This window comes from Halomonas shengliensis, from assembly GCF_900104135.1.
Classification (GTDB): domain Bacteria; phylum Pseudomonadota; class Gammaproteobacteria; order Pseudomonadales; family Halomonadaceae; genus Halomonas; species Halomonas shengliensis.
This window is the reverse complement of the sequence record NZ_FNIV01000004.1, coordinates 223,024-234,621: the sequence shown is the minus strand read 5'-3', so window position 1 is coordinate 234,621 and position 11,598 is coordinate 223,024. Positions and strand designations below refer to the sequence as shown.

Sequence of the window (11,598 nt, the reverse complement as noted above, 5' to 3'; positions counted from 1 at the left end):
GGCGGCATGATCCGTCCAGGGGCTCGGGGACTGTGCCCGGGTGGGCGGTCGGTTGGCGGTATCTCGAAGGGTCAACCTATGGTTGGTTGAGAACAGAACCGGGGAGGGCCACTAATGAAACACTTTGCCGAGTTTGTCGTTGCCGTCGGTGGCGGATTCTTGTTCCTCGCATGGATTTACACCACCCTGCCCATCCTCCTCGACGGCCACTGGATCGTCGCCGCCCTCATGACGGGGGGCTTTAGCTGGGCCATGAACGCGGTCCTCGATATTGGTAAGACACTGACCCCGAAGCCGAAGCGTGACCCCGCCGACGATCCGTAACGCCCCCAGCGGGGCTATGCACTCGGCTTGATCCGCACCCCGGCGGCCATCTCCGGGCGGCCAAGGGCCTCCCACTCTGCACGGCCTAGCACCACCCCGGCAGGTGGGCGCCCGTGCTGGCGCTGGTATCGCTCGACATAGCCCCGCAGGTAGTGGACCAGCTCGGCGGCGTCGGGGGTGATGGTGCTGTGGTGGTCGGTCATCGCGTTGATCTCCTCCAGGTGGTGGCGGTGGGCGGCCATGCTGGCGCCCGGTCAGGTCAGGTATGCCACGCGCCCGGCAGCCGGGGAACCGGGCCACGCACAAATAACGCCTTCAACCAGCGGTTGGTGCGCCAGGTGACTGAATCCCGGTTTTTTCCTGATTCGCAGGGCGGCAACCGTCAACCGGCGGTTGGCCCCTGAATCTGGGTTTTTTCCTGATTCGGCGGGGAGTGCTGTAAACCCGGAGGGATCCCGGAGTTAACTCCGAAAAAATCCCGAACTCTCTTTGCTCGCGCTCAGCGCCACTCGCGGGCGGCGACACGGCCAGGAAGGACCCGCTACGGGGAGGGGCTAGCCAGGCGGTGCCGGGTTGGTTACCCGGACATTTTGTCCGGGTATCGTCCGCCTTTCGTCCACCTTTCGTCCGCCTTGTCCGCCTTGCACCGTTTGCCGGGTTTGCCGCCCCCCCTATAAGGGGCGGCAACCCGGCGGCAGGTCGGACCGGGTTTCCGGCAGGTCAGGGGGAGTGCAGCAGGTGGATGGTTTCGCCATCATCCTCGGTGAGAAGCCACCCCAGCTCGGCTAACCGCTTGAGCGCATCCGATACCCGGCGGCGGTCGACGCCTTGCTTGTCTAACTCGCGGCGCACGGTCTCGGCGGGAACCCGGCAACCGTCCTCCCGGGCCTCCCCGTCCTCGGGGAAGGCGGCCAGGTTCTCCAGCACCTCGAGCACGCGGCGGGGGTGCTTCCCGGTCGGGCGCTTCGGCCCGCCTACCCGGGCCTCGGTCGGCTCCGGCACGCAACACACGACCGGCTCCCCGTCGTCATCCACCAGCGGCAGCTCGACAGACGCCAGCCGGAAGGCCCGGCGCTCGGGCTGGTCGGCGTCCTTCATCTTGCCGGCCTCCAGGGTCACCACCCCGGCGGCGTCCTTGACCACCTTGTATTCGGCGTCGACGGCCCCCCGCAGCGCCGTCGATCCACGGGCGCCCCGTGCGGCGTCCTTGCCGCTGTGGTGAATCGTCAGCACGGTCGCGTTCCAGCGGTGGCGCAAGGCGTCAAGGTTGGCGACGAAAGCGCCGATGTCCGTGGCGCTGTTCTCATCGCCACCGAAGCAACGGGCCAGGGTGTCCACCACGATAAGGGCGGGGGCCTGCCCGGCCTCGGCGGCCAGGTCTTCCACCGCCCGCAGCACCTCGGCGGCGCTCGCCTTGTCATCCAGCGGCGCGGCCCGCTGCGAGACGAACAAGCCCCCCTCCGCCAGGCTAACCCCGCGTGTCATCTCCCATGCCTTGAGGCGGCGCGACAGCCCGTTGCGGCCCTCCCCGGCGATATAGAACACGGCCCCCGGCTTGGTCTCCGCCCCGTGCCAGGGGGTACCGGTGGCGATGCTGGCGGCCATGTCGATAGCCAGGAAGGACTTCCCGTGGCCCGGCTCCCCGTAGACAAGCGCCAGCGAGTCGGCCTCGAGATAGCCCCGCAGCAGCCACGACGGGGGGCGAAGGTTGGCCACCAGCTCGGCGGCATGAATGAAGCCAAACGCTCCCCGCTGGCGCCTGTCCTCGGCTCCCGGGGTGCCGGGCTCCCCGTCCTCCGGGTCGCCCAGGTCCTCGAGGGCGTCCAGCGCCTCCCCCTGCCGGGCCTCCCGGTAGCGGTCCTGATTTAACTCCGTCAGGGTGCGCCCGTCGTCCGTGGTCATCATCGCGCCCGCGGCCCGGAGGGCGGCATCCCGGTCGCCGTCGTGTGCCCAGTGAGAGTAAAGGTCGAAGGCGTCCCCCCACTCCGGCAGCCCGGCATCCCGGTCGCTTTCGTGGGCGGTATGCCAGCGGGTCCCGGTGGTCGTCACGCCAGGCGCCCCGGACTCCGACAGCGGCGACAACCAGCGATCCCCGTGGCGCGTGTAGCCGTATGCCTCGAGGACCAGCGGCAGCGGGAAGGCGGCGTTATAAGCGGCGATGGGGCTAGCCTGCCCGGTGGCCTGCCGCTCCGCCATCTTGGCTCGGGCCTCCGCCTGCCGGCGCTCCAGGGCCTCCAGGGCCTCGGCTTCGGCCCGGTCGTGGGCGGCCAGCTCCGCGACGAAGGTCTCCGCCCACTCGAACCCGCCCAACGCCAGCAGGTCCTCCCCGGCGGTCGCGGCATAGAACTCGCCACGGTTGGGCAGGTAGCAAACCTGATTTGCACGCTCGGTGGCCCGGTCGGGGGTGATCCCCAGCGCCTCGAGCCGGTCATTCAGGATGCGCTGGCACGCCTCGAGCCGGTGGCCAGGGCAGGCGGTGGCGAGGGGGACCACCAGCCGGGCCTTATGCCGGTCGGGTGTGGCGCTGGCGCTGGTATAGGCGAGCACGGGGGCGGCCAGGTCAGCGGCCAGGCGGTCGGCGGCGTCCTGCAAGGTCGGCGGGTCGCGGTCCAGGTCCGCCCACAGGGCGTAGAAGCGCCCATGCTGGCGCTGATCCTCGGCGCGGCGGCTCAGGTGGTCGGAGAGGATGACCCAGCGGGCGCGGGCCTTCGGGACCTGCTGGGGGCGGTTCATCATCGCCACGATGGCGGCGCCCGTGATGGTCTCCAGCGCGCGCGGGTCGCGCTTGTTGTCGGGGCTATGATACTGGCCCACACCTGAGCAAAAACGGGCATCGAGGAAGGCCCGGGGCAGCCCCAGGGCATCCGGGTCGATGCCTGCCGGGCGGAGGGGAACGACGGTCGCGGTCATGCGGCGCCCTCCGTGTCGATGGCGGACAGAATCCGGGCGATCCTCCGGCGATCCGCAGGCGTGGGCCGGTAGACCCCGCGGGTAGTCGGCTCCCCGTCGATGGTCACGCAGGGGACCCGCTCGCAGGGCAGCCACAGCCCATAGGCGCGGCGAAGGGTGCCGATATGGTGTGGGCCATTGCTGGCCGGGGCGATCCGGTCGGCATCCTCCCGGGATATGGGGCCACGGGCCAGGGCCTCCAGCAGGCGGCGCTGCCGGGGTGAAGGGGGTGCAATGGTAGGCATTGCCGGTCCTCCAGGTTGGAGGCGCCAGCACGGCCCGGGGTTAGGGCCCCCCACCCCCGACAGGCTATCAACTATTGGTTGAACGGCTGCCGGGCGTGGGTTAGGCTTTCGGTATCCCGTGGCCAGTGCTGGCGCGGGTTTAGGTCAAGGCGGAGAGTTTGCCGACACGACGCCTTGAACCGTCAGAACACGCCAAAACGCTCGGTTTAGCCCCTCGGGGTGGTGCCGGGCGTTTTCGCGTAGGGGCTCGAGATAACCCGGAACGTAGGGGAGTTGAGCAGCCCCAGCGCCGTCGCTACTGCGGCCTCGCAGGCGTGCGCCTTGTCCCGGCTGTCATCCGGCAGCGATACGAACCAGGCCCACTGCTGAACAAAATCGGCCAGCTTCCGCCCCTCGGCGGGTGATCCCGTCTCGACAATGCTGGCGTGCTGCAAATCGAGAGCGAGGGAGTCCGCGAACAGCAGGGCGGCGTCCGCCTCGTCCTCGGGAGTCCACTCGGCGCGCGGCTTCGCCAGCAGCTCCTCCATAAAGGCGTTGCGCGCCCTGATCTTCGCCTTAACGTCCATCATGCCCGCACCTCCCGGGACGCCTCGAACTCCTCCAGGTCCTCCAGGCGCCAGCGGGTGCAGCCCGCGCCCAGCTTCAACGGCCTCGGGAACGCGCCAGCCTGAACCCAGCGCCAGACGGTTGACGGGCTCACGCGGTAGCGGTCGGCGGTTTCCCGGTCGGTCAGGAACGGGCGTTCCTTGGTGTGGTCAGTCATCGTCTATCCCCTTTCGTTTCACACGACAGCAAGCGTGGTTTGGCTTGCATGGGATAGGTTAGGGAGCAATGGGGGAAGGCTGCAACCCGTATAAAACTAAAATCCCTTTGCGAATCAATAGTATGCGTCAACCTATGGTTGACTCTCCCCGAAAAATCGTCGCGGCTGCAATGGGTTAGCCGAGCCGGGGTCAGGCCCCGGATTTGCGAAACACCACCACATTTTCCCCCGGGTCAGACGCGATCCGGTCTGCGACAAGCTCCGCCCACCGTTTCCAAACATCCTTTTGCGCTGGCCAGCGGGCGGCATGGTTGTATGTGGCGACCAGCTTGGGCGGGGCGTGCGCTAGCATCTGCTCGACCAGCAACGGCTCGACCAGCAGGTCCTCGGTCCAGCGAGTCGCGGCACTCCGGCGGAGGTCGTGCGTCGTGAACGGGGGCAGGCTGTACAGCGGGGCGGTCTCGTCGTGTTCTTTCCGACTTCTCCCCTGCAACCGTGCAACGGCCGTGCTCAGGCTGTCCGGGTGGATCGGCTTGTTCGGGTCGGTCAGGCTGGGGAACACGAAGGGGCTTGCGGTGTTCTGGCGCTGTTCGCGCAGAATCTCCAGCGCCAGCGGGGCCAGGTATACACGATGCGCCCGACGAGACTTGGCGCGCTCAGGTGGAATCGTCCAGGAATCCCGCGACACTTCCTCCCAGCGCATCGCGGCGACCTCGGTCCGGCGGCACCCCGTCAGGATCAATAACCGGATCGCGTTGGCAGTGCTGGCGCTCAGGACAGCAGTAGCGGCCAGCCCCTCCGGGGTGTGGCGGGCGTCTGCGATGGCCTGCCAAAGGGCACGCAACTCCGACAGGCTAAGGTGACGGTCTCGGGGCTTGCCGGGTCGCGCCTTGATCTTTGCTGGGGTCAGGCCGGCGGCAGGATTGTCGTCTATCTGCTCGCGGTCCTCGCAATAGTCCAGCATCTGCCGCAGCAGGTTGAGACACTTTCGCGCCTCCTCCTTTGACGCGCTAGCGGCGTGCTCCAGGACCTCGATGAGTAGCCGGCGGGTCACGTCTCGAACGTAGAACTTGGCCAGGCGGGGGGCCAAGTGTAGGCGCCAGCGGCTCCTATGCTGGGCAACGGTCCGCGGGGTCGGCGGGTGGCCGCCTTTGGTTGGCGCCTCCGCATAGAACGCGGCCCACCTCTCGAACGCTTCCCCCATCGTCCAGGCGGCTTCGTTGCGCGCCTTCTCCGCCTCGCGGTGCTTCCGGGGGTCGATCCCCTGCTCTACCAGCTCGGCGGCCCTCGCGTGGGCTTCCCGGGCCATGGCCAGCTTCATTGCAGGATAGCGCCCCAGGGTCATCTCGATTAGCTTGCCGCCCAGCCGGAAGCGGTAGACCCATGCCTTAGCCTGCCGGTCGGTACGGACATACAGGGACAGCCCCCCGGCCGCCTTGTTGGTGACGGCACAACGGGCCTTGTCCTGCCCCTCGGGTGGAGCGAAGGCGGCAACCTGACGATCCGTGCTGATGGGTTTTCGTGCGGTCATGGCGTCGTGTCCTCTGTTATCCGTGTGTGGGGGCGGGGGATTTTCGCCCCCACACACGCCCCCACACCGAACCAGTATAGGATAATATTAGACGAGACACCATAGGACTAGAAATAGCCACAAAATATTGAATTTTTACGGATTTTCCAGTGAATTGAAACTTGGTGAAATACCCTGAAACTGCCTATCGTAGTGCTCCTAAGGGGAAGGTCTCAGGTTCGAATCCTGATGGGGGCGCCATATCACACCGCCTTCCTATCCCCGGCAGTCACGGCCAGAAAGTTCCTACAACTTTGGTCGCCTCAAGCGTTCATGGCGTTGTCATCAACGCAGGGTCTCGTTAAGTTGCCTCTGACGTTTACGTCAGCGTTTGGCTGACTTTTACGTCAGCGTAAGCAAACAACAAGGCCCAGACAGCGGCCCCAGTATTCAAGGAACAGCACACGTGACAACCTATAACAAGTTGAAGCAGGCATCCGTTCTCACCGCTTCCGCCCTGGCACTGGCAGTGGCCAGCGCCTCCCACGCCGTGGATTTCGAGGTCGGCGACACCAAGGCCAGCGTCTACGGCTACGCCAAGCTGGATATTATCTATGACGTGGATGCCGACCTGGGCAACGCCATTGGCCATAGCAATATTGCACTGGATGACGCGCCGAGTCAGGACGGGCACTTCAATATGCACGCCTACCAGAGCCGCATCGGCTTCAAGACCGTGACCCCGGTCTCTGGCAGCGATCTGGTGACCCAGATCGAGGGTGACTTCTACGGCTCAGACAACAACTTCCGTCTGCGTCACGCCTACGGTTCCTGGAACGGCATCCTGGCCGGCCAGTTCTGGACCAACTTCTACGGCTTTGTCGCCGGCACCCCGACCATCGACTTCACTGGTCCTCCCGGGGTCGGCAACCAGGCTCGCCAGCCGCAGCTGCGCTACACCACTGGCAACTTCTCCATGTCCATCGAAGATCCGGACACCTTGGGTGGCTCCGAAACGGCATTGGTTGACACTGTTGAAGACGAAGAAGATGTCGCCAAGAGTGAATTGCCGGACGTGACCGCGCGCTATACCGATACCTCCGGCCCCTTCAAGTACTCGGCCTCTGCGGTACTGCGTCAACTCGAATATGATGCTGAGGCTTACCCGTCAGCTGCCGTTGATGACGATTCTGCCTTCGGTTGGGGCGTTGCCCTGGAAGCGGCCATGGATGTCACCGAGGCCGTGACCCTTCGCGCCGGCGTGACCCATGGCGACGGCATCGGCGGCTACATGAACGTCAGCCCCCAGAAATCACCTGCCTACCTGGCCGACAACGGCGATCTCGAGACACTGGAGAGCACTGGCGGCACCATCGGCGCCAGCATCAAGGCCGGTCCGGGTGCCATCAACGCCTCCTATAACGTTTCTACCGTCGATCTCGATGACGAGGAACTCAGCGGGAATGACACCTTCGAGACTGCCTACCTGAACTATATCTGGTCACCGGCAGAGCGCATCAGCTACGGCATCGAAGCTGCCTGGGCGAGCCGTGAAGAGAAAGGTGGAGCCGATGGCGATGCCACTCGCCTCCAGGGTATGGTGATGTACAGCTTCTAAGGAGCTGACCGATGGCGGGGCCCGCCCCGCCATGCTGGCGATAGCACCCGACGGTACAAGCAGAATGCTTCGATCTTTACGCCCCGGCCAGTGGCCGGGGCTTTTTGCGCCCAGCCGGCAACTTTCCGCCGCAAGGATGACTCTAAACAGGACGTTAATTCTTTCTTAATCTTTTGTTTCAGCTGAATTATCTGCCTGTTTAGACTGAATCGCTAGATCCCTCTACATCTTGACTCATATCAAGCTTTTCCTGCGCCTCGACTGTGGGCCCAGAGCGTCGGGGTGGTTAGCATGACAACCATCGGCGGCAAGCGGAATCATCAAGGGAACCCGCAGGCGTCGCCGAGTCGCTTCCGCCCAATGGGCGTCCCGCAAGAAGGAAAAGCCAATGACTGCTCCCATCCGCCTCAAGCACGCCACGCTGCTCGCCGGCAGCACCCTGGCGCTGGCCATCGCCTCGGCCTCCCACGCCGTCGACTTCGAGGTCGGCGACACCAAGGCCAGCGTCTACGGCTACGCCAAGCTGGACATGATCTACGACGTCGACAATGAACTCGGCGACCTCGCCGCCCGTCCGCGCATCCTGATCGACGGTCAGGAAGGCAGCGACGGCCATACCACCATGCACGCCTACGAGAGCCGCCTGGGCTTCAAGACTGCCACCCCCATGGGCGGCAGCAACCTGACCACCATGGTCGAAGTGGACTGGTTCAACAACGCCCCGGAAGGCGGCGACCTGCGCCTGCGCCACGCCTTCGGCAGCTGGAACGGCATCACGGCGGGCAAGACCTGGACCAACTTCGGTAGCCTGCTGGGCAAGACCCCGACCATCGACCTGGCGCCCCAGCCGGGCCAGAGCAAGGTGGGCCGCAAGGCGCAGCTGCGCTACTCCTTGAACAACTGGCATATCGCCCTGGAGAACCCGGATCCGGAAGACTACCGGGACGGCGTCGCTGCCCGCTTCAACCCCAACCGCGGGATCTACACTGAGCATGAGGGCGCCAAGACCGGCCTGCCCGATCTGACCCTGCGCTATCAGAACCAGGCCGCCGGACTGCACTACTCTGCCTCCGCCATGGCCCGCCAGCTGGAAGTCGAAGAGGTCAACGGCGTCGATGACAGCGCCACCGGCTATGGCCTCAACCTGGCGGCCCGCTATCCCGCCACCGAGGCGCTGACCCTGCGCGGCGCGCTGACCTGGGGCGACGGCATCGGCGAATATATGCAGAACAACCCCTCGGCGCCGGCCTACCTGGATGGCGACAGCATCGAGATCATCGAGGCCTGGGGTGCCAACGTGGGCATGAGCCTGGCTGTCGGCCCCGGCGCCATCAACCTGGGCTACGGCATATCCAAGGCGGACCTGGATGATGCCCGCGATGCCGGTATTGCCGGGGTGGAAGGCGCCAACGAGCAGTTCGAGGCGGTGCACCTGAACTACATCTGGTCGCCAATCCAGCGCGTCAGCTACGGCATCGAAGCCGCCTACCATACCCGTGAGGTGGTCGACGGTCGCGACGGCGACGCGGTACGCCTGCAGGGCATGGTCAAGTACAGCTTCTGAGCTGTCGGATGACGGCCCGATGATGACGGCCTGAACAGAAGAGAAGGTTCGATCGATTGCGCCCCGACCAGAGACTGGCCGGGGCGCTTTTTGGTGGTCCCGATCGAATGGGGGTATGCGGGACCCTAGAGCCGAGTCCTAGCGGCGATCCAGCTGCCGTACCTCGAGCTCGTAGTTGTTGACACCACTCATCGCCGAGCCGAACTTCTGGCCGTTGACGCGGATGGTGTAACGCCCCGGTTCCAGCTCGGTGCGCAGGTCGACGTCACCGTCGAAGCCTTCACCGGCATCGCGTGCCACCACGCGTCCCTGCTCGTCCACCACCTCGGCCTCGATGCGGTAGGTGCCCTCGTTACCGGGGAAGGTGGAGGTCGCGATGGCCACGGTACCCGCTTCCAGCACCTCGAAGCTCAGAACCTCGCCGCGGGCACGGATCTTCACATCGGTGACGATCCGCTCGAAACCCTTGTCGGGCTCGGGCGCTGAGGCCACGGAAGCATCGCTCTCGGCAGTGGTTGCCTGGCTATCGGCTACCTCCGTTGCCGGCGTGGCAGGCTCGGCTGCGGATGACGGAGCATCCGCCTGGGCCGGCTGCGGCGCATCGGCGTACTCGCTGGCCGCAGGCGCGGCGATGGCGGCCACCACATCCGGACGACGCACGAAGGCACTACGGCCTCCCTCTCGGCCGGTGCCGGTAAAGGCGATCCCCTCGCCGGCGGAGACGTCCTCCTCGACATTCACACCGGAGACACTCACCGAGAAGCTGTTGCCGCCGCGCCGCACGGTGCCGAACTTGTGCCCCTGCACCTGCAGCACATAGTCGCCGGGCTCCAGGCGCTGCTCGAAACTCAGCCCACCATCCTGGCCCAGCCCTTCACTGCGGGCCAGCACGTTGCCCTGCTTATCGAGCAGCAGTGCCTCGATGCGGTACTCCTCGGATTCACCGGTCGGCACGCGACTTTCGAAGCGGTAGCTGCCGGCCTCCTTGACGGTGAAGTCGTGCTCCTGCACGCCGCCGTAGAGGAAGCTGCGGCTGCGGGCGTCGTTATCGGCCTGCAGGAAGCCGGTCAGGTCGAGCTGCTTGCCCGACTCGCGGAAACGATCCTGCATCTCGCTGGCCAGCGCCTGGGAACCGGCCAGGGCGAGCCCCAGGGTCAGCAGGCCTGCGGTCAAGATAGGCTTGTTCATGGAACCTCGCTGATCACGTGGAATAAAAAAAGCCGACCCCGGAGGATCGGCTTTCGATGTCGAAACCCATCGGGGCAGGGTCAAACCCTGCGACCGAGACGTTTAGAACATGTAGACCGCGCCAACGGCAACGCCGTCGTCTTCGTCGTTCTCGCGATCGTACCAGGCACCCTCGATAAAGGTGTACATGGCATCGGAGATGTTGTAAGTGGCGCCGATCACGACCTCGTTGTAGCTCTCGTCCTCGCGCTCGCTGGGCCAGTCACCGCTGGTGAATGCATCGTCGGCGGTATCGAGGAAGTTGTCACCGCCCACGTCGACATACTGGTAGGCGCCGTAGATGTCGCCCATGCCGTAGCCGTAGCGCGCACCCAGGCCATAGTAGTTGGTGTCTGCCAGCAGATCGTTATCGGACTCGAAACGCTCGAGCTTGGCGGCAACACGCAGGGTGTTCCAGGTGTACTGGGCGGTAATACCGTACTGCTCGCCGGCGTCGAAGTCACCACCGATGGCGTTGCCATCGCTATCAGTGCCGCTAAAGCTACCGTCGTTGTTGTCGAGGTTGTCATAGACCGCGGCGATGGAGAAGGCGCCAGCGGTGTACTTCACACCACCGAAGAAGGACGCGTTGCTGCCACTATCCTGAGTGACAGTTGCGCTGCCACCGGTAGAGGGGGAAATAGATTCAATACCATCATTGTCCTCGGCATCACCTTCATACTGAGTGCCCACGGCAAACTGGAAACCATTCAGCACCGGAGACATATAGCTGAGCTTGTCGCCTTCACGAGTGTTTTCGATGCCCACGATACGACCATTGGAGTCGGAGACGTCGAAGTACTCGTTGTTGGTAATCGGATCCTGGATCCAGTCGTCGATCAGCGGATCCCAGGAACCCAGGCGCACATCACCGAAGGTGCCCTTCAGGCCCATATAAGCCTGGTCACCACTGTTCAGGCCACCGTTATTCTTGGCTTCGTCTGCGTCGCCTTCAAACTCGTACTTGAAGTAGCCGGCCAGACCTTCGTTGATCATGTGCTCGCCGGAGACACCCAAGGTGGAGCCGTTATCGAAGACTTCGCCTTCAGAGTCGACAGAGCCATCGGCTTGAGCAGTCTCGATTGACTTGTAGGCAATCTGGAGGTTGCCGTACAGATCCAGCTTGGTGCCGTCCTGGTTATAGACGGTGGCGGCCTGGGCGCCGGTGGCGGCCATGGAGGCAGCAATAGCAGTCGCTAACAGTGTCTTTTTCATGATGACGTTCCTTTGACTAGCAGTCTGTTTCGATCGTTTTATGCCGACCGCTCTGGGGCGATTCGGCGGGCTTTGCCGGTCTGCGCCGGTTCGTAGCGGCAGGACTCCTCGCGGAGGGCGCCGATGCGAGCCGACTTCGACGAAGCCTTGTTATAGTCCAATGCTCGCAAGAGGAACCTTATA

Annotated in this window: 11 protein-coding genes; 3 read left to right on the top strand and 8 right to left on the bottom strand. The window is 64.7% G+C overall.

The window, feature by feature from the left end; all coding sequences use genetic code 11:
- The first annotated feature begins 114 nt into the window (after nucleotides 1-114).
- Entirely contained in the window at nucleotides 115-324 is a 210-nt protein-coding gene (locus BLP95_RS07980) for a hypothetical protein (protein ID WP_089678037.1), read from the top strand.
- 14 nt (nucleotides 325-338) lie between these two features.
- On the opposite strand, the gene BLP95_RS07975 is transcribed toward BLP95_RS07980, so the two are convergent.
- The 6 genes from BLP95_RS07975 to BLP95_RS07950 all read right to left on the bottom strand — a co-directional run bounded on the left by BLP95_RS07975 (nucleotide 339) and on the right by BLP95_RS07950 (nucleotide 5,812).
- Nucleotides 339-566 carry a hypothetical protein gene (locus BLP95_RS07975; protein ID WP_089678035.1) on the bottom strand — a complete coding sequence of 76 codons (228 nt, stop codon included), beginning with the start codon at nucleotides 564-566 and terminating at the stop codon, nucleotides 339-341.
- Between the two features lie 478 nt (nucleotides 567-1,044).
- A complete protein-coding gene (locus tag BLP95_RS07970; RefSeq protein WP_089678033.1) occupies nucleotides 1,045-3,234 on the bottom strand; it encodes a helicase RepA family protein in 2,190 nt (729 codons plus the stop codon).
- Nucleotides 3,231-3,518: a hypothetical protein gene (locus tag BLP95_RS07965; protein ID WP_089678031.1), complete on the bottom strand. Its 288-nt coding sequence runs from the start codon at nucleotides 3,516-3,518 to the stop codon at nucleotides 3,231-3,233. Before BLP95_RS07965 ends, BLP95_RS07970 begins: the two co-directional genes overlap by 4 nt.
- Nucleotides 3,519-3,724: 206 nt before the next feature.
- Complete coding sequence (locus BLP95_RS07960) at nucleotides 3,725-4,087, bottom strand: hypothetical protein (protein WP_089678029.1); 363 nt, start codon at nucleotides 4,085-4,087, stop codon at nucleotides 3,725-3,727.
- Entirely contained in the window at nucleotides 4,084-4,281 is a 198-nt protein-coding gene (locus BLP95_RS07955) for a helix-turn-helix transcriptional regulator (protein WP_089678027.1), read from the bottom strand. The genes BLP95_RS07960 and BLP95_RS07955 overlap by 4 nt, the downstream gene beginning before the upstream one ends.
- Before the next feature lie 190 nt (nucleotides 4,282-4,471).
- Nucleotides 4,472-5,812: a tyrosine-type recombinase/integrase gene (locus BLP95_RS07950; RefSeq protein ID WP_089678024.1), complete on the bottom strand. Its 1,341-nt coding sequence runs from the start codon at nucleotides 5,810-5,812 to the stop codon at nucleotides 4,472-4,474.
- Between the two features lie 445 nt (nucleotides 5,813-6,257).
- Here BLP95_RS07950 and BLP95_RS07945 point away from each other — a divergent pair, with 445 nt between their 5' ends.
- A complete protein-coding gene (locus BLP95_RS07945; protein ID WP_089678022.1) occupies nucleotides 6,258-7,409 on the top strand; it encodes a DcaP family trimeric outer membrane transporter in 1,152 nt (383 codons plus the stop codon).
- A gap of 388 nt (nucleotides 7,410-7,797) precedes the next feature.
- The gene (locus BLP95_RS07940; RefSeq protein WP_089678020.1) at nucleotides 7,798-8,973 is read left to right on the top strand and encodes a hypothetical protein; all 1,176 of its coding nucleotides are present in this window, start codon (nucleotides 7,798-7,800) and stop codon (nucleotides 8,971-8,973) included.
- 138 nt (nucleotides 8,974-9,111) lie between these two features.
- Here the strand turns inward: BLP95_RS07940 and BLP95_RS07935 are convergent, their stop codons facing one another.
- Nucleotides 9,112-10,161: a hypothetical protein gene (locus tag BLP95_RS07935; protein ID WP_089678017.1), complete on the bottom strand. Its 1,050-nt coding sequence runs from the start codon at nucleotides 10,159-10,161 to the stop codon at nucleotides 9,112-9,114.
- Nucleotides 10,162-10,263: 102 nt separating this feature from the next.
- Nucleotides 10,264-11,415 (bottom strand): porin, encoded by a 1,152-nt coding sequence (locus tag BLP95_RS07930; protein ID WP_089678015.1) that lies wholly within the window; start codon nucleotides 11,413-11,415, stop codon nucleotides 10,264-10,266.
- Nucleotides 11,416-11,598: the final 183 nt, after the last annotated feature.